This is a genomic window from Kitasatospora sp. NPDC059673 (assembly GCF_042734215.1).
Lineage (GTDB): Bacteria > Actinomycetota > Actinomycetes > Streptomycetales > Streptomycetaceae > Kitasatospora.
Genome location: NZ_JBHWEN010000016.1, coordinates 38,724 through 59,983, shown reverse-complemented (window position 1 = coordinate 59,983; position 21,260 = coordinate 38,724). Strand labels below are relative to the sequence as shown.

Sequence of the window (21,260 nt, the reverse complement as noted above, 5' to 3'; positions counted from 1 at the left end):
GACCGCTCCAGGAGAACCACCGCACATGTACGAGCTGAACCGGGTCCGCCTGTACTCGATCGGACCGGCGGGCGCCCGCTACGCCGACACGGTGCTCGACCTGCGCGGCGTCGGCGAGCCGGTCCCCGAACCGCAGCCGCAGCAGATCGGCCTGTTCGGGGAGGAGCCGGAAGGCCCGCAGCGCCGCCCCGCGCCCGCCGGCGTGCTGTTCCTGGAGAACGGCGGCGGCAAGTCCGTCCTGCTCAAGCTGATCTTCTCGGTGATGCTGCCCGGCCACCGCAACACCCTGGGCGGCGCCTCCTCCGGCGTGCTGCGCAAGTTCCTGCTGGCCGACGACTGCGGCCACGTCGCCCTCGAGTGGCAGCACACCGTCACCGGTGAACTCGTCGTGGTCGGCAAGGTCAGCGAGTGGCGCGGCCGCCAGGTCTCCTCCGACCCGCGGAAGTTCGCCGAACTCTGGTACTCCTTCCGGCCCGGCCCCGGCCTCACCCTGGACGCGCTGCCGGTCGCCGAACGGCCCAGCCTGGCCGGCGATCAGAAGGCCCGCGGCCGCCGCCGCACCATGAAGGGCTTCCGCGACACCCTCACCGAGGCCGCCAAGGCCCACCCGCACCTCGACGTCACCTTCGAGGAGATCCACGACCGCTGGAACGAGCACCTCGGCGCCCTCGGCCTCGACCCCGAACTCTTCCGCTACCAGCGCGAGATGAACGCCGACGAGGGCGAGGCCGCCGGCCTGTTCGCGGTCCGCAACGACGCCGACTTCACCGACCTGCTGCTGCGCGCCGTCACCGACACCCGCGACACCGACGGCCTCGCCGACCTGGTGCACGGCTTCGCCGCCAAGCTCGGCCGCCGCGCCGAACTCACCGCCGAACGCGACTTCACCGCCGGCTCCGTCGACCTGTTGCAGCGCATCGTCGACGCCACCGCCGGCCGGGAGACCGTCCGCGAGGGCCACCGGGCCGCCGAACGCCGCACCCGCAAGCTCGCCCTGTCGCTGTCCGCCCGCTCCGCCGTCGAACGCGACCGGATGCACGACCTGGCCGTCGAGGTCGCCGCCGCCGCGAGCGCCGTCACCGCCGCCGAGACCGACCGCACCCGGCACGCCCTGATCGTCGCCGAACTCGGCCACCGGCACGCCACCCTCGGCCTGGAGGCCGCGACCGCGGAAGCCGGCCGCCTGCGCCGCGAACTCACCGACGCCCGCGCCCAGTTCACCGCCTGGCAGGCCGCCGAGGCGGTCCTGCGGCACCGCGCCGCCGCCGACCGCGCCAGCCGGGTCGCCGCCGCCATCCGGGAAGCCGAACTCGACGCCGCGCCCGCCCTCGCCGCCCGCGACCGCGCCGCCGGCGCCCTCGCCCGCGCCCTCGAAGCCGCCGCGCTCGGCGCCGAGACCCGCGCCGACCAGGAAGAGCTCCGGGCCGGCGAGTTGCAGCAGGACGGCTCGGCCGCCCAGGCCGAAGCCACCGCCGCCGCCACCGCCGCCCAGAAGGCCCGCTCCGAGGCCGAACACCTGCGCCAGCGCCTCACCGAGGTCGAGCAGGAGACCGCCGCCGCCGTCGAAGCCGGCTGGATCGACGACTCCGGCGCCGAACCCGACCCCGCCCGCGCCGCCCTGCACGCCGCCGACGCCGAACGCGCCGCCACCGAAGCCCTCGAACTCGCCCGCACCGCCGCCGAATCGGCCGCCGTCCGGGCCCGCGAATCCGCCGCCGCCGAGGCCCGCGCCGAACTCGCCGCCGCCCGCGCCGCCGACGCCCGCACCGCCGCCGAACGCGCCCTGGCCGCCGAACAGCGCACCGCCGCCCAGCTCGCCGCCGAACCCCGGCTCGCCGAACTGCTCTCCCTGACGCCCTACCAGGACGGCGCCGAGGAGACCGAAGGCTTCCTGACACCACGCCAACTCGACGCCTCCGCCGAGGACCTGCGCGAACTGCTCGACCAGGCCGTGGCCAACGCCGAACGCACCCTGTTCGACCTGCGCACCGCCGCCGCCGACGACTCCCGGATCCTCGCCGCCCTCGGCGACGGCGGCCTGCTGCCGCCCGGCCCCGACGTCCTCGCCACCGTCGAGTACCTCGGCGAACAGGGCATCCCCGCGCTGCCCGGCTGGCGCTACCTCGCCCAGTCCGTCGACCCCGCCGACCACGACGCCATCCTCGCCGCCCGCCCCGAACTCGTCGACGGCGTCGTCGTCACCGACCCCGCCTCGCTCGACCGGGCCCGCGAAGCGCTCGCCGCCGCCGCCCTGCTGCCCCGCTCCACCGTCGCCGTCGGCACCGCCGCCGCCCTGATCGCCCCCATCGAGGGCGAACCCGGCTTCTTCCTGGTGCCGCCGAACCCGGCCATGCACAACGAAACCGCCGCCGACGACGAACGCCGCGAACTGCGCGCCCGCGCCACCGCCCGCGAGGAACACATCCGCGAACTCGCCGCCCGCCTCGGCGGCGACCGCGCCCTCGCCGCCCGCCTCGCCTCCTGGCACGCCAGCTGCCCGCCCGGCACCCTCGCCGAACTCGCCGAAGCCGCCGCCGCGGCAGCCGAACACGCCGAACACGCCGCCGCCGAACTCGCCACCCTGCGCGCCGACCACGCCGAAGCCGACACCGACCACCAGGCCGCCGCCGCCCGCCACGAGGAATGCCGGGAAACCGCCCAGCGCACCCGCCGCCGCGCCGACGCCCTCGCCGGCCTCGCCTTCCGCCTGCGCGAACGCGCCAACTGGACCCGCCGGCAACGCGAACTCGCCGACGACGCCACCGAATGCGAACGCCGCCAGGCCCTGTGCACCGAACGCGCCCGCACCTGCGACGAGGACCGCCGCGCCGCCCAGCGCGCCGCCGACGACGCCCGCCGCACCGCCCGCACCCTGCGCGGCGAACGCGCCGAAATCGCCGCCGCCGACACCAGCGCCGAACCCGACGACACCGCCACCCCCACCTCGCTGCCCGCCCTCCGCGAGGCCTACCGGGCCGCCGCCCAGCTCTACGAAAAGGTCGGCGTCGGCGCCGACCTGCGCGCCGAACAGGCCCGCGCCGAAGGCGACGAAGCCGCCGCCGCCGCCGAACTCGACCGCCTCAGCAACAAGGTCAAGGCCCGCGCCGAAGAACTCCTCGCCAGCCCCGACGGCGCCGACGGCCCCGCCCGGCAGGCCGCCGCCGCCCGCGCCGAAGAACTCGTCACCATCATCGAAGCCCGCTCCGGCGCCGCCGCCGAAGAAGTCGGCCGCCTGCGCGGCGACGCCGAACGCTCCGCCCCGGTGAACGGCGAAGCGCACACCGAACTCCCCGAGGACCTCCTCCCCGCCGACCCCGAACACGCCCAGGCCCTGCTGCGCACCGCCACCGCGCTGCTCGCCGAACGCCGCGAACGAGTCGACGCCGCGCGTACCGAACACGCCGACCTGCAGCGCACCCTCGACCAGGCCCAGGCCGCCGCCACCGACTTCGAGGAACTCGCCGGACAGCTCCGCGACGCGCTGCGCGACAACGGCGACGAGACCGAGACCGCCGACGCCTACCTCGGCGGCCTCGCCGCGGCCCGCGCCGCCGCCGCCGACACCCGGCGCGCCATGCGCACCGCCGCCACCGAACTCACCGGCGCCGAACTCGCCGTCCGCGACGCCTCCGACGCCCTCGTCCGGCACGCCAACGCCGCCCGCTACGAGGCCGTCCGCACCCCCGCCCGCCAGCAGATCCGCGAGCTGCCCGCCGCTGCCCTGCCCGACCACGCCGCCGCCTGGGCCGCCGCGTTCGCCCCCCGGCTGCGCGTCCTCACCGACGAACTCACCCAGCTGGAACGCAACCGCGCCTCCATCGTCGACCGCCTGCGCGGCCTGGTCGAATCCTCCCTGGCCACCCTGCGCGCCGCCCAGCGGCTCTCCCGCCTCCCCGAAGGCCTCGGCGAATGGTCGGGCCAGGAATTCCTCCGCATCCGCTTCGAGGACCCCGATCACGCCGTCCTGGTCGAACGGCTCGGCGAGGTCATCGACGAAGCCACCCAGTCCGCCGTCAAGAAGAACTCCGACCTGCGCCGCGACGGCATGTCCCTGCTGCTGCGCGGCGTCGCCGCCGCGATCGGCCCCAAGGGCGTCTCGGTCGAAATCCTCAAGCCGGACGCGGTCCTCCGCGCCGAACGGGTCTCCGTCGGCCAGATGTCGGACGTCTTCTCCGGCGGCCAGCTGCTCACCGCCGCCATCGCCCTCTACTGCACGATGGCCGCCCTCCGCGCCAACGACCGCGGCCAGTCCCAGCTCCGCCACGCCGGCACGCTCTTCCTCGACAACCCGATCGGCCGCGCCAACGCGACCTATCTCCTGGAACTCCAGCGCGCCGTCGCCGACGCGCTCGGCGTCCAACTCATCTACACCACCGGCCTGTTCGACACCACGGCCCTCGCGGAGTTCCCCCTCGTCATCCGCCTGCGCAACGACGCGGACCTCCGGGCCGGCCTCAAGTACATCTCGGTGGAAGAACACCTCCGCCCGGGCCTCCCGGCCCCGCAGGACCCGGACGGCCCGACGATTCACGGGGAGATCACGGCGACCAGGATGTTCCGCAAGCCCGAATAAAGCACGCGGGCGCGAAGCCAGGGGCGCGGGGAACTGCGCGAAGGGGAACGCACCACGTCCGCAAGATCGCGACGCAGGCAATGACTTGCCATTGATCGCGACCTTGCGGACTGGTTGGCGCTTGTCGCGCAGTTCCCCGCGCCCCTGGGGTTGCTCTCCCTGGGCTTGCGCCTCCTGCCCCTACGCGTCTTGCACCGGTTGGCCGGCCTTGAGGGTGACCGGGATGCGGCCGGCAACGGCCACGAGTGCGGATTGGAGGGCGGGCGACTTCGCGGAGGTCTCGTCGGTCTCGACCAGCAGGCCGGTCGCGTGCGGGGCCATGGACGCGCTGAAGATCTTCGCGGGGAGCTTCGCCGTCATGACGGCTTCCATCGCCCGATCGATCTCCGCCTTCGTGAACGGGCAGTCCTCCACCCGGACCCGTGCGGTGTCGATGCCCGGATGGGCCCGCTTCGCGGCGTCGACCAGCGCCCGGCCCCGCGCCACGTCCGTCACGTACAGCGCGACAGTGTTCTTCTCGTTCTCCAACTCCAGTGACCCGTAAAGGTCCTGGAACGCGCCGCGGCCCTGTTCGCCGAGCGCCGACGCGAGATCCGACAGCCCGGGCCGCGACATTGGCGTGCCGCTCGGTTCGGGCGAGGGTGAGGCGGGCGCCGGCGCGATCGGTGCGACCGGCGCCACGCCGATCGCGGACTGCCGCGTGGAGCCGCAGGCCGTGATCGCGAGCAGCCCGGCCGCCGCAAGGCCGAGTCCGAGTCCAAGTCCCCGTCGATTCCGTGCAGTTGTCATCGGTTCCCCTCGGTTCGACGGGCGCGAGCACTTCTCGCGCCCCACTGGAAATCCCCCGATCCGACGCACGCGGACCGGGGGAGGTTCCAGTGAACGGACCGTCAGTTCCGGGTGGAGACGGTGACCGAGGCGACCTTCATCGGGTGGCCGGGTTCGGTCGCCGAGGTTGGCGAACTGCCGTGTGCGGCGGGCAGGTTGCCGCCGATGGCGACGTTCAGGATCAGGGAGATCCCGTGGTGCACGGCCTGGTCCCACGCGGCCGGGGCGACCTGGTCGGAGGTGACGGCGAAGTACTCCTGGCCGTCGCGCAGCCAGCGCACCTTCTCGGTGGCGGCTGTGCGGTCCACCTCCACCGTCCAGGTGTGGAACGCGCCCCAGCAGTCCGAGCAGGACTGTTCGCCGGAGCCGAGGCCGTTGGGCTCCTTGCAGGGGCCGCCGGGTGTGGTGCCGCAGTGGAGTGTGCCGAACACCCCTCGCCCGCCGACGGATTCGAGGACGTCGAGTTCGCCGACGCCCGGCCAGCCGGTGTACCCGTCACGGAGTTTCCCGCCGAGTGCCCAGAACGCCGGCCAATACCCGGACGCGGCAGGCCCCTTGACGTCCGGCAGGGCCAACTTGGCTTCCACGCGCAGGACTCCGCCCGCAGGTGCGGTGAAGTCCGCGCGCCTGGACTCGATCCGGCCCGAGGACCAGTGGCCGGTGGCGTCCCGGGTGGGAACGATCTCCAGTGCGCCGTGGCCGTCCAGCCGGACATTCGCGGTGGAGTCGGTCATGGTTTCGATCTCGCCGGTGCCCCACTGGACGGCGGGGCAGCCGGGGTAGCAGGTGCCCAGGTCGTACTGCCAGTTCGCGGGGTCGGGCTTCGCGCCGGCCGGGCCGTCGAACTCCTCGTGCAGCAGGGTGGTCCAGCCGGTGCCGAACACGCCCGCGTCGGTGAGGAGTTGGTCGAGCCGGGAGGTGAGGACGACGGCCGCCGCGTTGGTCAGGTGGGAGTCGTCGCGGTACAGCAGGACGTGCTCCAGGACGGCGGGGCACATCCGCCCCTCGCCGGGGCAGAGCACCGAGTTGACGCCGATGGTGCGGACGCCGGGGACGCGGCCGGCGGCGATCTCCTCGGCCAGCGGGTCGGCCCACAGGCCGTCGCTGCGGGCGAAGTCGCAGGCGGAGGTGGTGTCGGGGTGCCCGGAGACGCAGGCGGGGACGTCGCGGCCGGGGATCGGGGTGTCCTGGAGGTAGACGATCGGGACGCCCAACTCCCTTAGCGGGGTGAGGGTCTGCTCCCAGCCGCGCAGCAGCGTCTCCCGGTCGGAGGTGTAGCGGTTCAGCGTGGAGACGATGATCAGCTTGGGTTTCGGCCCGTCCTTGAGCCGGCTCAGCGCGTTCGCCCGCCAGGTGTCGCACTCGTGGTAGGTGCGCCCCAACTGCGGGTTGGTGACGGTGAGTTCGGGCAGTGGGCAGCCCTGCTTGACGAGCTCCTCGACGGACATGTGGTGCTGGGCGGCGATGCCGAGCAGCGCGGAGAACCACTGGCCGGCGTGCGAGTCGCCGAGCAGCACGATCCGGTCGTCGGCGGTGCCGAAGCGGCAGGGTGGGCTGGTGGTGTCGGCCGGGTTGACCTCGCAGGCGCCGTCCGGCGGGAAGTCCTGCCGGGCCTGGACGGGGTTGGGCACCGTCGGGGCGTGCGCGGGCGGGGCGGCGGCGAGCAGGGTGCGGCCGTCGCGGGCGCCCGGGGGCAGACCGGACGGGTCCGGGGGAGTGGCGGGGCCGAGCATCCGGATCGTTCCGGTGCCGACGATCAGCGCCAGCACCACCGGCAGCACCACCGCGGTGAGGCCCAACGACAGTCCGCGACGCGGGATTTCACCGAGCACCCGGCTGCGGCGCAGTGGCTGCTCCAGCCAGTTGAGGGCGGCGAGCGCGGGCAGCGCGGCGGCCGCGGTGAGGGCGAGCTTGACGCCCCAGTGCAGGGTGCCCCACTGGGCTTCGGCGAGCACCAGCACCGGCCAGTGCCACAGGTACAGGTTGTAGGAGAGCCGGCCGATCGCGCGCGGCGCGCCGAGCGACAGCAGCCGTCCCACCAGGTGCGGCCCGGTGCCGGCCAGGACGATCGCGGAAGTGCCGATGGTGGGCACCAGCGCGGCCCAGCCGGGGTAGGGGGTGCGGGCGCCGAAGAGCAGCACGGCGGCGAGCACCGCGGCCATGCCGCCCAGGCCCAGCAACTCCCGTACCGGGCGCGGTATTCGGCGGATCGGCAGCAGCGCGAGGACCGCGCCGGCCGCGAACTGCCAGGCCCGGGTGGGCGTGGAGAGGTACGCGCCGGCGCTCCAGTGCAGGGAGAGCCAGAACGAGCCGGCGCCGAGCAGCAGCGTCAGGCCGAGCAACGTGCGCCGCTTCCAGACCCGGCGGGCGGCGAGGGCCATCAGCGGGGCCCACAGCAGGTAGAACTGCTCCTCGACGGCGAGCGACCAGAAGTGCAGCAGCACGCTCGGGTCGCGGCCGGCCGCCAGGTAGTCGGTCTGTTCGGCGATGAAGCGCCAGTTGGCGACGGACAGCGCGGAGGCGAGGACGTCGCGCTCCAGGTCGGCGCGGCGCAGCGGCGCGGTGAGCAGGGCGCCGAGGACGGCGACCACGGCGAGCACCACGGCGGCGGAGGGCAGCAGGCGGCGGGCGCGCCGGGAGTAGAACTCGGCGAGCCGGACCTTGCCGGTGGCGGCGCTCTCGCCGCGCAGCAGGCCGGTGATGAGGTAGCCGGAGATGACGAAGAACACGTCGACGCCGACGAAGCCGCCGGCCAGGCCGGGGACGGCCGCGTGGAAGGCGAGCACGGCGAGCACGGCGACGGCCCGCAGTCCTTCGATGTCGGGTCTGAACTTCGGCCGCTCGACGGGGGGTTGCCCGAGAACGACGGTGAGCGGGGCGGTGCTGGTGGACACGGGAGGTGGACCTTTCAGCCCAGCCAGGGCAGCATCGGCGCCACCCAGCCGGAGGCGAGCAGGGCGATCAGGGCGAGCGTGCTCGTGACGGCGAGGGCCTCGGGCCAGCGCCGGGGCCGCATCGCCGGGCGGGCCCCGGATTCGGTGTTCTCGGTGGGGTGCGGCCGCAGCTCGGCGTACAGGTCGCGCACCAGCGGGAGGCCGGCGTGCAGCTGTACGGCGAGGTAGAGGCCCAGGCCCCAGGTGTAGTGCCAGCCGTACCTGGCGGTGGCGAGGCTCACGCCGACGGCGGTGGCGATCAGGGTGCCGGCCGTCCACAGCAGGGAGACCAGCAGGACCTTGCGGGCCATGCCGCCGGAGCCGCCGGGCCTGGCCACGCCGGTGGGCACCCAGGCGGCGCTGCGGCCGCGCAGGGTGTGCCAGTAGGCGGTGGCGGCGGCGAAGCTCATCAGGACGTTGGCGCGCAGCACCTCGGTGCGCCAGCGGGTGCGGCTGACCCGGGGCAGCAGCACGTGCCACAGCCACAGCAGGGAGAGCATCGGCAGCACGTACCAGGCGCGGACCTCGCCGGGGAAGGCGAACAGCATGATCAGCGGCGGCAGCGGCGCGGTGAGCACGTTCACGGCGGCGGCCAGGTAGCCGACGATGCCCTCGTCGAAGCAGCGGCGCATCCGCCAGGTCATGGCCTTGCGGGCGGGCCGGTCGCCGATCAGGTGCAGGTTGCCCATCGCCCAGCGGTACTGCTGGTTGACGAAGCTGGTGGTGGACTCGGGCGAGGTGCCCTTGGCGACCAGCACCGGCACGTACCGGGTGGTGAATCCCTGCTGGTGCAGGGCGAGTCCGGTGTACATGTCCTCGCTGTGGTCGAGGCGGGCGAAGCCGCCGGCGGCGTCGATCGCGGAGCGCCGGTAGACGGCGTTGGAGCCGCAGCAGATCGCCGCGTCGGAGGCGTCCCGGCTGGGCTGCACCCAGCGGAAGAACCACTCCTGGGCCGCTCCGGCGGCGCGCTGCACCCAGCCCATCTCGGCGTCGGTGTCGAAGCACTGCGGGCTCTGCACGATGCCGACCGCCGGATCGCCGAAGTACGGCAGCAGGTGTTGCAGCAGGTCGGCGCGCGGCGCGAAGTCGGCGTCCAGGATGGCGATGTACTCGCCGCTGCTGAGGGTGAGCGCGTGGTTGAGGTTGCCGGCCTTCTTGAACTCGCCGCGGTTCGGCCGGACCACGTAGTGGTAGCCGAACTTGGCTGCCAGCGAGGCGACTTCGGGCCGGTCGGCGTCGTCCAGCACCCAGACGTCGAGGGTGCCGGGGTGGTTCATCCGGGCGACCGCGCGGTAGGCATTGGCGAGGATGTCGAGCGGCTCGCCGCAGGTCGGCAGGTACAGGTCTACGGTCGGCGGGTCGGCGGGCTGCCAGGCGGCGACCAGCAGTTCGTGGCCGGCCCGGGTGAAGCGGCGGCGGCGGAGCCCGTTGAGACAGGTCAGGGCGAGAGCCACCAGGTTGATGCCGAGCACGGCCAGGAACGGCCAGAGCGCGGGATTGCGGAGCGAGAAGCTGAACATCGTGGCCGCGCTGAACACGAAGGCGAGCGCGGAGAGCAGCGGGACCCAGCGGCGCTGAGGTCCGAAATACCAGTAGAGCTCCTGATCGGAGGGTGGTGACGGAAGGTGATTGACAGTCATAAGGCCCCCCACGGCCGGTCATTGACACCTGTCGTCGGTCAGATTACCTGATTGGTATAGACCAAATGACCACGTGGGATGAACGCTGGAGCAACTCTGGTGAAGCCCGTGTGACCAGGCATGACCGTGTCAGAAAATGCCCCGGGCCGCCCGGCGGGCGGGGCTTCCGAGGCGGTTGACGGGCAGGGTGACGGGACGGTTCCGGGTGAAAGGTGGCGAAGGGGCGCCAGGGCTCAGGGCGAGGACTCGCCAGGGAAATTGACGGACCGTCAGGCTCGTGGCCGGCGATGCGCGCGAACGGTCAGTGGGCGGTCGGCTTCGAGATGGTGAGGCAGGGCTCGGCGGCGGCCAGCACCGCGTCCAGCAGACCGGGGAAGCGCTCGCCGAGATCGGCGGTGCGCAAGGTGTTCATCTTGGAAGTGCCGCGCCGGTGCTGACGAATCAGTCCGGCTTCGCGCAGGACGCGGAAGTGGTGCGTCAGCGTCGACTTGGTGACCGGCAGCTCGAAGGCCAGGCAGTTCAGCTCGTCGCCGCCCGCCCCCGCGAGCTCGGCGACGATCCGCAGCCGGGTCGGGTCGGCGAGCGCGTGCAGCACGGCCTCCAGCCGCAGCTCGGCGACGGTCGGCTCGGGCAGCAGCCCCGGACAGTCCTGGTCGATGGTCACCCTGCCATAGTACGAGAACTCTCGTAGTTTGACAGATCTCGTAGTACGGCAGCTATCGTACGAAGCGAGAGACCGTCGCTGTCGGGACCACAGGAAGGACGGGCCGTCGTGAGCGCCCTGTTCGAGCCGATCACCCTCCGTTCGCTGACCATCCCCAACCGGATCTGGCTCAGCCCGATGTGCATGTACTCGGCCGCCGCCGAAGGCCCCGAGGCCGGCGTCGCCACCGACTTCCACCTCGCCCACCTCGGCTCCCGCGCCGCCGGCGGCGCCGGCCTGGTCATGGTCGAGGCCACCGGCGTCCGCCCCGACGCCCGGATCTCCCCGTGGGACCTCGGCCTGTGGAACGACCGCCAGCAGGACGCCCTCGCCCGGATCACCGCCCTGATCCGCGCACACGGCTCGGTACCCGCGATCCAGCTGGCCCACGCCGGCCGCAAGGCCTCCACCGCGAAGGCCGGCGCGGGCGGCGGCCCGCTCGCCGTCGAGGACGGCGGCTTCCCGGTCGTCGGCGCCTCGCCGATCCCGTTCGACGACGGTTACCCCGCACCCGCCGAGCTGACGGAGGCCCAGATCGCCGAACTGATCGAGGACTTCGCGTCCGCCGCCCGCCGCGCCCTGGCCGCCGGCTTCCAGGTGGTCGAGGTGCACGGCGCCCACGGCTACCTGATCCACCAGTTCCTCTCCCCGCTCACCAACCACCGCACCGACGGCTACGGCGGCGACTTCGCCGGCCGCACCCGCCTCGCCCGCGAAATCGCCACCGCGGTGCGGGCCGTGTGGCCCGCGGACCTGCCCGTGCTGTTCCGCGTCTCCGCGACGGACTGGGTCACCGACGAGCCGAGCTGGACGGTCGAGGAGAGCGCCCTGCTCGCCAAGGAACTCCAGGCCATCGGCATCGACCTGATCGACGTCTCCTCCGGCGGCCTCGTTCCGAACGCGAAGATCGTCGTCGGGCCCGGCTACCAGGTGCCGTTCGCCGCGCAGATCCGCGAGCAGGCCGGCGTTCCGGTCAGCGCGGTCGGGATGATCTCGGAGCCTGCCCAGGCCGAAACCGTCCTGGCGGACGGCAGCGCGGACGTGGTCATGCTCGGCCGCGAGCTGCTCCGCGACCCGTACTGGCCGCTGCACGCGGCGAAGGCGCTGGGCGCGCAGCGCAACTGGCCGGCGCAGTACGGCTACGCCGTGGGCTCCAGGGGCTGAGACCGCGGAGGGCGCGAACCCGGGGGCGCCTGGGGGGGACCTCCCGGCCCGCCAGGGCTGGGGGAGAACGGCGCGGCCAGCCGAGCACGGTCGGCCAGATCGCGATGCAGGACGATGACTTGCACTGTCTCGCGATCCGGCGGCCGGGTGCCTTCCGCTGCGCGCAGTTCCCCGAGCCCCTCGTTTCGCACCCGTCAGCGAGGTCGCGGGACAGTGCAACTCACCATCCTGCGCGGCGATCTGGCTGCTGGTGCATGGCTGGCCGCGCAGTTCCTCGCGCCCCTGGGTTCCCTCCTGCGCGTGAACCCGTCATCGGGCCGGCCGAGTTGGGTGTGCGGCGGCGGCTTGCCGCAACCTGGCGGGAGACCACGATGTCTATCAGGCACCAGGCCAGGACGAAGACGCCCATTGCCATCGTCGCCAGCGCGGGCACGATGAGGGCGGTGTGCGACCAGGACGCCAGGACGGCGACTATCACCGTCACCACAGTGAACGCGAATGCCAGGCCCGCCCGGACCGCGGCCGCCCGCACCTCGTCCGGCAGCCGATTGCGCCGACGACGCGCCATCGCCACCCCCTGTCGGATGCGCACCCGTCCGGTGCTCCCCAGACTGCCCCAATAAGGGTGAAGGTATGCCGCCACTCGGCTGATTTCCACTCAATCCGGGCGTGTCGCGCCGACGGACCGTCAACCCCCTGTCGGGAATCGTATTCAGGCCCGCAAGAGGGTCAGTCCGGCAGGGTCGCGTCCAGTTCCTCCAGCGCGCCGACCACGATGGTGCGCATCGCGCGTTCGGCCAGTTCCGGCTCGCCCGCGCAGATCGCCTCCGCGACCTCCCGGTGCAGTTGCACCGCGTACTCGCGCGGCCGGTGCGGCATCAGCCGGTGTTCGGTGCGGCCGGTCAGCACCGCGCCGACGGTGTCCTTCAGGTGTGCGAACATCTCGTTCCCGGAGGCCCGCAGCACCGCCGCGTGGAAGGCGATGTCGTGCGCGAGGAAGGACTCCAGGTCCGCCGCCCGGGCGGTGACGGTCAGTTCGACGGCCAGTGCGCTGAGTTCGCGCCGGTCGTCGTCGCTGGCGTGGCGGGCCGCCAGCGACGCCGCGGCCGGCTCCACCGCGACCCGCAGTGAGCCGAGCGAGCGCAGCTGCGCGGAGCGGCCCGCGCCGGCCAGGCGCCAGCGGATGACCAGCGGGTCGAACACGTCCCAGTCGGCCTGCGGCCGCACCGTGATCCCGACCCGGCGGCGCGGCTCGACCAGCCGCATCGACTCCAGGACGCGCACCGCCTCCCGCACCACCGTGCGGGACACCCCGTGCTGCTCCTCCAGCTCCTCGGTGCGCAGCACGGTGCCGGCGGGCAGCTCGCCGGAGGCGATCGCCGGACCGAGGTGGGCAAGCAGACGGCCGGGCAGGCCCTGGATCTCCATCGGGCCAGCCTATCGGCGAGGTCACGGCCGACCCGGGGGTGGGGGAGTGCCGAACTGCTCCCACCTGCGGCGATGCCTAGAGGCGATGCATATACGTATGACGATTGGGTTTCGGTGGCTTGAATAAGTCATACCTTTGGGCTTACCTTGCCGGGGACCAGGCAAGGACAGGAGCACCACCCATGGCTCTCAGCGTCGAGAACCAGCAGCCGCCCGTCATCGTGGTGATGGGCGTCTCCGGAGTCGGGAAGACCACCGTCGCCCGACTGCTCGCCCACCGCCTCGGCCTCCCGTACGCCGAGGCCGACGACTTCCACCCCGCCGCCAACATCGCCAAGATGAGCGCCGGGATCCCGCTGGACGACCAGGACCGGCAGCCCTGGCTGCGCGCCCTCGGCGCCTGGCTCGGCGAGCGGGCCGAGGCCGGCACCGGCGGCGTCGTCACCTGCTCCGCCCTCAAGCGCAGCTACCGCGACACCCTGCGGGCCGCCTGCCCCGAGGCGTTCTTCCTGCACCTGACCGGCAGCCACGAGCTGGTCGGCGACCGACTGGCCCACCGCACCGGCCACTTCATGCCGACCTCGCTGCTGGACTCCCAGTACGCCACCCTCGAACCGCTCCAGGCGGACGAGAACGGCACCGTGCTGGACGTCGACGCCGACCCCGACACCCTCGTCGAACGCGCCGTCGCCACCCTGCCGAACTGATCCCCGCCAGACCCGTCACACCCCGCCGCCGCCCACCGGACCCCCGGGCGGTGCCGGCCCGTCAATGGAGACTCGCGTGACCCCCACCCTGCTGGCCGCCGCCGCGCCGGCGCTCCCCCACACGTCCAGCAACGGCCAGTTGCTGCTCGCGGTGCTGCTCAGCATCGGCGCCATCGTGCTGCTGATCACCAAGTTCAAGCTGCACCCGTTCCTGGCGCTCACCCTCGGCTCGGGCCTGCTCGCCGCCGTCGCCGGCGCGCCGTTCGACAAGCTGCTGAGCAGCTTCTCCACCGGCTTCGGCTCCACCGTCGCCTCGGTCGGCCTCCTGATCGGCCTCGGCGCGATGCTCGGCAAGCTGCTCGCCGACTCCGGCGGCGCCAACATCATCGCCGACACGGTGCTCGCCCGGACCGGCCCGAAGATGCTGCCCTGGGCGATGGCGCTGATCGCCGCCGTGCTCGGCCTGCCGCTGTTCTTCGAGGTCGGCGTCGTCCTGCTGATCCCGATCGTGCTGCTGGTCGCCCGCCGCGGCAACGTCCCGCTGATGCGGATCGGCATCCCCGCGCTGGCCGGCCTGTCCGTGCTGCACGGCCTGGTCCCCCCGCACCCGGGCCCGCTGGTCGCCGTTGACGCCCTCAAGGCCGACCTCGGCGTCACCCTCGCGCTCGGCCTGCTGATCGCCGTCCCCACTCTGATCGTGGCCGGCCCGCTGTTCTCCCGGTTCGCCCAGCGCTGGGTCGGCCCGCTGGAGATCCCCGCCGACACCACGCCCGCCGAGACCGTCAAGCACGAGAAGACCCCGCGGTTCGGTGCCGTCCTCGCCACCATCCTGCTGCCGGTCGCGCTGATGCTCGGCAAGGCCCTCGCCGACGTGGTGATCGACGACCCGAAGAACACCGCTCAGCGGTTCTTCGACTTCATCGGCTCCCCGCTGATCGCGCTGCTCGCCGCCACCCTGCTCGCCATGGTCACCCTCGGCAGGGCCGCCGGGTTCGACAAGGCCCGGATCTCCGAGACGGTCGGCAGCTCGCTCGGCCCGATCGCCGGCATCGTGTTCATCGTCGGCGCGGGCGGCGGCTTCAAGCAGACCCTGATCGACGTCGGCGTCGGCCAGGCGGTCAGCGAGTGGTCCGGCAAGTGGCACATCTCCGCGCTGCTGCTCGGCTGGCTGATCGCCGTGCTGATCCGCCTCGCCACCGGCTCCGCCACGGTCGCCACCATCACCGCCGCCGGCATCGTGGGCCCACTGGCCGCCGACATGTCGACCACCCACGCCGCGCTCATGGTGCTCGCCATCGGCGCCGGGTCGCTGTTCCTGTCGCACGTCAACGACGCCGGCTTCTGGCTGGTGAAGGAGTACTTCGGGATGAGCGTCGGCCAGACGCTGAAGTCCTGGTCGGTGATGGAGACGGTGATCTCGGTGGTCGCGATCGCCCTGATCCTGCCGCTCAGCCTCATCATCTAGCGCGCAGCACCCCACAGACCGCGACGCCCTCCGGATCCCGCTTCTCTCCCGGAGGGCGTCGTCGCGTTCCGGCGCGTACTACCGCGCCAGCAGCTCCGCCGTGCGCTTGCGGACCTCCTCGGTGTCCAGCCCGCGCACCGTCAGCGTGGTACGCCGCCGAAGCGCGTCGTCCACCGTGTACGCCCACTCCTGCTCGGCCGCGTACACCACCTGCGCCCACACGTCCGGCCCGTCCGGGTGCACCCGCTCGCCCAGTTCGGGGCGTTCGGCGATCAGCCGGGCGATCTCGAACGACAGCGTGCCGTAGTGGGTGGCCAGGTGGCGGGCCACCAGCGGGTCCATCCGGGAGCCCGGCTCGCGGTCCATCAGCAGCCGGTGCGCGACCGCCTGCGGGGCGCCGATGCCCGGCAGCGGCACCGTGGCGGGGAACGGCGAGATGTCCTCGGCCAGGCCCACGCCCCGGGAGTTCTTCAGCTTCTCCAGCACCACCCGGCCGATGTGCCGGTAGGTGGTCCACTTGCCGCCCGCCACCGACAGCATCCCGCCCCGGCCCTCGGTGACCACCGTCTCCCGCTTGGCCGCCGCCGTCGCCCCCGGACCGCCCGGCAGCACCCGCAGGCCCGCGAAGGCGTACGTGATGTCCTCGCGCCGCAGGTGCTCCTCGCGCACCGCGTGCCCCGCCTCGGACAGGATCTGGTCGATGTCCGCGTCGGTGGCCCGCACGTCCAGCGGGTCGCCGGTGTACTCCTCGTCGGTGGTGCCCAGCAGGACGTGGTCCTCCCACGGGATGGCGAAGGACACCCGGTACTGGTCGATCGGAATGGTCAGCGCGGCCCGCCACGGCGCCTGCCGGCGCAGCACCACGTGCGCGCCCTTCGACAACCGGATCGACGGCTCGGCGCCCGGGAACTCCATCCGCCGCAGGTGGTCCACCCACGGGCCGGTGGCGTTCAGCACCAGGCGCGCGTCGATGCCGAACTCGGTGCCGTCGAGGCGGTCGCGGACCTCCGCGCCGCTCACCCGGCCGCGGGTGAAGCGCAGACCCGTCACCTCGGCGTGGTTGAGCACCACCGCACCCGCGTCCACCGCCGCCCGCACCGTCATCACGGCCATCCGGGCATCGTTCATCTGGTGGTCGCCGTACACCGCGACCCGCCGCAGGCCCTCGGTGCGCAGCCCCGGCACCGCGCGGGCCGCCGCCTTCGGCGAGACCACCCGGCCCAGGCCGTCGCGGAACGCGGACAGCGCCGAGTACAGGAACACTCCCGCGCCCAGCTTGGGCGCCGAGTGCGGGCCGCCCTCGTAGACCGGGACGAAGAAGGTCAGCGGGTTGACCAGGTGCGGGGCCACGTCGGTGGCCAGCGCCCGGCGCTCCTTGTGGTTCTCCGCGACCAGCTTGACCGCGCCGGTCTGCAGGTAGCGCAGCCCGCCGTGGACCAGCTTCGAGGACGCGGAGGACGTGGCGTTCGCGAAGTCCCCGGCGTCCACCATGGCCACCTTCAGCCCGGCCTGGGCGGCCGTCCAGGCGGTGGCGGTGCCGAGGATGCCGCCGCCGATGACCAGCAGGTCGTAGCGGGCCCGGCCGAGCAGCTCGCGGGTGGCGGCGCGGGAGGCGACGCGGCCGGCGGCGCGCTCGGCGCCCAGGGTCGGGATGCTTGCCATGGTGTGTGCGGCGGGCCCGGTTCGCGGCCGGTTCCGCGTCTCCTTCCGATCGGGAACGGTGGCTCTGACACGGGTCAGAGTGGCGGGCTGTGGCGGGCGGTGGCGTCAGAGCTGCGGCTGCTCCTCGTCCTGCTCGATCCAGCCCATGGTGCGCTCCACCGCCTTCAGCCAGTTGCGGTGCTCGCGCTCGCGGGTCGCGTCGTCCATCCGGGGCGTCCACTCGGCGGCCCGGTGCCAGTTGGCGCGCAGCGTGTCCAGCCCGTCCCAGAAGCCGACCGCCAGGCCGGCCGCGTAGGCCGCGCCGAGCGCGGTGGTCTCGGCGACGTACGGGCGCTCCACCGGGACGTTCAGCACGTCCGCGATGTTCTGCATCAACAGGTTGTTGGACGTCATGCCGCCGTCCACCTTCAGCGCGGTCAGCGTGACACCGGAGTCCTTCTCCATGGCGTCCACCACCTCGCGGGTCTGCCAGGCGGTCGCCTCCAGCACCGCCCGCGCCAGGTGGCCCTTGGTGACGTACCTGGTCAGGCCGGTGATCACACCGCGCGCGTCGGAACGCCAGTAAGGGGCGAACAGGCCGGAGAACGCGGGCACGAAGTACGCGCCGCCGTTGTCCTCGACGGTGCCCGCCAGGGTCTCGATCTCGGCCGCCGTGGAGATGATGCCGAGCTGGTCGCGCAGCCACTGCACCAGCGAACCGGTGACCGCGATCGATCCCTCCAGGGCGTACACCGGCGGCTGGTCGCCGATCCGGTAGCCGACCGTGGTGAGCAGCCCGTGGTAGGAGTTGACGATCCGCTCGCCGGTGTTCAGCAGCAGGAACGTTCCGGTGCCGTACGTGGACTTCGCCTCGCCCACGTCGAAACAGGTCTGGCCGAACAGCGCGGCCTGCTGGTCGCCGAGCGCCGCCGCCACCGGCACACCCGCCAGCACCCCGACCGCCTCGCCGTACACCTCGGCGGAGGAACGGATCTGCGGCAGCATCGCCATCGGCACCCCGATCGACTCGGCGATCCGCTCGTCCCACTCCAGCGTGTGCAGGTTCATCAGCAGGGTGCGGGAGGCGTTGGTGACGTCCGTGACGTGCCGGCCGCCGTTGACGCCGCCGGTCAGGTTCCAGATCACCCAGGTGTCCATGGTGCCGAACAGGATGTCGCCGGCCTCGGCGCGCTCGCGCAGCCCCTCCACGTTGTCCAGCAGCCAGCGGATCTTCGGCCCCGCGAAGTAGCTGGCCAGCGGCAGGCCCGTCTCCCGGCGGAACCGGTCCTGCCCGACATTGCGGCCCAACTCCCGGCAGAGCGCCTCGGTGCGGGTGTCCTGCCAGACGATCGCGTGGTGCACCGGCTCACCGGTGTGCCGGTCCCACAGCACCGTGGTCTCACGCTGGTTGGTGATGCCGACCGCCCGGATGTCCTCCCGGGTCAGCCCCGCCTTCTCCAGCGCGCCCCGCACCACCGCCTGCACCCGCGTCCAGATCTCCGCCGCGTCGTGCTCCACCCAGCCCGGCTGCGGGAACAACTGCGCGTGCTCCTGCTGCTCGACGGCGACGATCCGGCCGTCCGCCCCGAACAGGATGCACCGGCTGGACGTGGTGCCCTGGTCGATCGCGGCGATGTAGCTGGCAGTCATGCGGTTCCTCGGCTCGGCTCAGGGACGTCAACGGGGGACGGGGCTGACCCTTCGTCAGTCCCCGTGCGCGCGGGTCCGGCAAACCACGCGGGCGGCGCGGAACGCCCGGACCCTCCAGCCGTCGTTCGACAATGTCGACCGACGTTTGGAAGCCAACAGCAGCCGGACGCCCGACGTCAAGGCGTGGTGACCCGCGACGCCCCGACGGCCACGCACCGCCGCCGGACGATCACCCGCTGCCCACCGGACACCCTCAGAACCGGTGCGCCCCGAGGTCACGGGAGATCGCCCGCGCCGCCGTCCGCACCGACGCCACCAGCGACGGGCGCACCGCCCCGCCCTCGCACACCGTCTCCACCGCGCCGCTCACGCACACCGCGCCCACCGGGTTGCGCCGCCGGTCCTGGATCAGCGCCGCCACCGAGGCCACGCCCTCCCAGGTCTCCTCCACCGCGTCCGCCCAGCCCCGCTCCCGCACCAGCGCGCACTGCGCGTCCAGCGCCGCCGGCTCGGTCACCGTCCGCGGCGTGAACGCCTCCCACGGCCCGTCGCCCAACTCGCCGCGCGCCACCGGGTCGTACGCCAGCAACACCTTGCCCAGCGCCGTCGCATGCAGCGGCTGCATCGAACCGACCTCCAGCACCTGCCGCGAATCGTCCGGCCGGAACACGTGATGCACCACCAGCACCCCCCGCTGGTGCAGCACCCCCAGGTACACCGTCTCGCCCGCAGCCCGCGCCAGATCGTCCGCCCACACCAGCGCCCGGGCCCGCAACTCGTGCACGTCCAGGTAGCTCTGGCCGAGCCGCAACAGCTCCGCCCCCAACTGGTACTTGCCGCTGTCCGGGTCCTGCTCGACGAACCCCTCCTGCTGCAGCGTCCGCAGAATGCCGTGCGCCGTCCCCTTCGCCAGCCCGAGCCCCGTCGCCACCTCCGACAGCCCGAGCCGCCGCTCCCCGCCCGCCAACAGGCGCAGGATCGCGGCCGCCCGCGACAGCGACTGGATCGCACCGGACACCGGCCCACCTCCACTGACCACCGGTCGGCAATGCCGACCCCACCAACCGTGCTCCGACGGTACTACCCCGGCGACCCCGGCAGCTCACACCGGTGCGGTACGGCTGGTGCGGTACGGCTGGTGTGGTGCTGTGCTGCGCGGGCGGTGTGGTGCGGTGCGGTGCGGACGGTGCGGGTGCGGTGCTGCACGGTGCGGTGCGGACGGTGCGGGTGCGGTGCTGCACGGTGCGGTGCGGACGGTGCGGGTGCGGTGCTGCACGGTGCGGTGCGGGCTCAGGCCTTCGTGGCGGGATCCGCCACCCAGCCCGCCATCAGCACCAGGCCCGACGCGCGGTGCACCGCCAGGAACGCGAACGGCCGGTCGAAACGCGCCACCGCACGCCGCACCCGGAACCGGCGGGAGACCAGCGCGGCGGCCCTGGTCATCGCCAGTGCCGTCACCGCTCCCGCCTCGAAGCCCTCCGCCGAGAACTCCGCCATCGCCACCTGCCGGGCCTGCGACACCTTCAAGGCGATACTGCGGCTGATTCCCCGGAACCAGTCGCCGTCCCGGGCGGCCGTCCGCAGCCCGAACACCTCCGCACTCGCCAGCAGGTCGTGCTCGGCCCGCACCGAGAACGCCACCGTGGTCAACGTGCCGAGGTTGTGCGGCGACGTCGAGTCGACCGTCGTCAACTTCAGCCCCGGCCACGGTTCCCCGTCCGACAGGCCGTCCATCGGCATCCGCCGCGACGCGCCCGACACCAGCTCGAACCCGGCCGCCACCACCGCCCCCGGCGCCGCGCCCTCCCCGCCGAGCACCAGGTGGACGTCCATCTCGCCGTCCCCGACCACCCGGACCTCCGTCACCGGTCCGGTCGAGGTCTCCGCCACCGCGATCCGCTCGTACAGCTCGGCGCCGGAGGCCTCCAGCCCCACCAACTCCCGCTGCGCCCAAGGGCCTTCGGTCAAGCGCTGCCGAACCGTCCGAAACGGCGCCGCCCACTTGGTCCGCACCGTCACCGCCGACGCCAGCAGCAGCTCCACTCCCGCGACGTCCACCGGCATCCGCTGCAACAGGCCGCCGGTCTGCTCCGCCGCCCACCGGTCCAGCGCGGCCCGATCACCGTCCGGGCTGCCCGTCAACCGGCCCCACAGCGACGCGCCCACCTGCTTCACCCAGGCGGGCTCCACCTCGACGCCGTCCGCCGTCCACACCCCGAGTGCCGCCGCGCAGCCCGGCACCCGTCGCACCAGCTCCAGCAACTCCGACGCCGCCGCCGGGGCCTGCTCGGCCGGCACCCCCAAAGCCTCCGCCAGCTCCTCGCGCACCGGCTCGCCCGCCCCGGCCGCCAGCGCCGCGAGCAGCGGCCACACCCCCACCGCCGTCCACACCTGCCCGGAGCCGAACGCCAACTCACGCCCCCAGCGCGCCCCGAGACCGTTCACCACACCGACCGCCCGCACCGCGACCCCTCTCCGTCCGTGGACCACCCGACCCATCCTCCCCGCCTCCGGGCCGGTCCGTCGCG

The 21,260-nt window shown here is 73.3% G+C and carries 13 protein-coding genes; 4 read left to right on the top strand and 9 right to left on the bottom strand.

What is annotated here, in order from left to right; genetic code table 11:
- Nucleotides 1-25 precede the first annotated feature (25 nt).
- Nucleotides 26-4,573, top strand: coding sequence for a hypothetical protein (locus ACFV18_RS19880; RefSeq protein ID WP_380484920.1), 4,548 nt, complete (start codon nucleotides 26-28; stop codon nucleotides 4,571-4,573).
- 180 nt (nucleotides 4,574-4,753) lie between these two features.
- Here ACFV18_RS19880 and ACFV18_RS19875 read toward each other — a convergent pair whose 3' ends face one another.
- The 4 genes from ACFV18_RS19875 to ACFV18_RS19860 form a co-directional block, all read right to left on the bottom strand.
- On the bottom strand, nucleotides 4,754-5,407 hold the full coding sequence (locus tag ACFV18_RS19875) for a hypothetical protein (protein ID WP_380484918.1): 654 nt from the start codon (nucleotides 5,405-5,407) through the stop codon (nucleotides 4,754-4,756).
- A 56-nt stretch (nucleotides 5,408-5,463) separates the two neighbouring features.
- Complete coding sequence (locus ACFV18_RS19870) at nucleotides 5,464-8,295, bottom strand: acyltransferase family protein (protein WP_380484916.1); 2,832 nt, start codon at nucleotides 8,293-8,295, stop codon at nucleotides 5,464-5,466.
- A gap of 14 nt (nucleotides 8,296-8,309) precedes the next feature.
- On the bottom strand, nucleotides 8,310-9,974 hold the full coding sequence (locus ACFV18_RS19865; protein WP_380484914.1) for a glycosyltransferase family 2 protein: 1,665 nt from the start codon (nucleotides 9,972-9,974) through the stop codon (nucleotides 8,310-8,312).
- Between the two features lie 301 nt (nucleotides 9,975-10,275).
- A complete protein-coding gene (locus ACFV18_RS19860; RefSeq protein ID WP_380484912.1) occupies nucleotides 10,276-10,638 on the bottom strand; it encodes an ArsR/SmtB family transcription factor in 363 nt (120 codons plus the stop codon).
- 108 nt (nucleotides 10,639-10,746) lie between these two features.
- Between ACFV18_RS19860 and ACFV18_RS19855 the strand changes: the two genes are divergently transcribed.
- Nucleotides 10,747-11,841: an NADH:flavin oxidoreductase/NADH oxidase gene (locus ACFV18_RS19855; RefSeq protein ID WP_380484910.1), complete on the top strand. Its 1,095-nt coding sequence runs from the start codon at nucleotides 10,747-10,749 to the stop codon at nucleotides 11,839-11,841.
- 729 nt (nucleotides 11,842-12,570) lie between these two features.
- Here the strand turns inward: ACFV18_RS19855 and ACFV18_RS19850 are convergent.
- Nucleotides 12,571-13,269 carry a FadR/GntR family transcriptional regulator gene (locus ACFV18_RS19850; protein ID WP_380484907.1) on the bottom strand — a complete coding sequence of 233 codons (699 nt, stop codon included), beginning with the start codon at nucleotides 13,267-13,269 and terminating at the stop codon, nucleotides 12,571-12,573.
- 182 nt (nucleotides 13,270-13,451) lie between these two features.
- Here ACFV18_RS19850 and ACFV18_RS19845 point away from each other — a divergent pair, with 182 nt between their 5' ends.
- Nucleotides 13,452-13,976, top strand: a complete 525-nt coding sequence (locus ACFV18_RS19845) for a gluconokinase (RefSeq protein ID WP_380484905.1) — start codon at nucleotides 13,452-13,454, stop codon at nucleotides 13,974-13,976.
- Between the two features lie 64 nt (nucleotides 13,977-14,040).
- Nucleotides 14,041-15,441 carry a gluconate:H+ symporter gene (locus ACFV18_RS19840; protein ID WP_380484903.1) on the top strand — a complete coding sequence of 467 codons (1,401 nt, stop codon included), beginning with the start codon at nucleotides 14,041-14,043 and terminating at the stop codon, nucleotides 15,439-15,441.
- 78 nt (nucleotides 15,442-15,519) lie between these two features.
- On the opposite strand, the gene ACFV18_RS19835 is transcribed toward ACFV18_RS19840, so the two are convergent.
- The 4 genes from ACFV18_RS19835 to ACFV18_RS19820 all read right to left on the bottom strand — a co-directional run bounded on the left by ACFV18_RS19835 (nucleotide 15,520) and on the right by ACFV18_RS19820 (nucleotide 21,195).
- Entirely contained in the window at nucleotides 15,520-17,103 is a 1,584-nt protein-coding gene (locus tag ACFV18_RS19835) for a glycerol-3-phosphate dehydrogenase/oxidase (RefSeq protein WP_380484901.1), read from the bottom strand.
- A gap of 105 nt (nucleotides 17,104-17,208) precedes the next feature.
- On the bottom strand, nucleotides 17,209-18,732 hold the full coding sequence (gene glpK, locus ACFV18_RS19830; protein ID WP_380484899.1) for a glycerol kinase GlpK: 1,524 nt from the start codon (nucleotides 18,730-18,732) through the stop codon (nucleotides 17,209-17,211).
- Nucleotides 18,733-18,985: 253 nt separating this feature from the next.
- Nucleotides 18,986-19,750 (bottom strand): IclR family transcriptional regulator, encoded by a 765-nt coding sequence (locus ACFV18_RS19825; protein WP_189277139.1) that lies wholly within the window; start codon nucleotides 19,748-19,750, stop codon nucleotides 18,986-18,988.
- 272 nt (nucleotides 19,751-20,022) lie between these two features.
- Nucleotides 20,023-21,195: a serpin family protein gene (locus ACFV18_RS19820; RefSeq protein ID WP_380484896.1), complete on the bottom strand. Its 1,173-nt coding sequence runs from the start codon at nucleotides 21,193-21,195 to the stop codon at nucleotides 20,023-20,025.
- Nucleotides 21,196-21,260 lie beyond the last annotated feature (65 nt).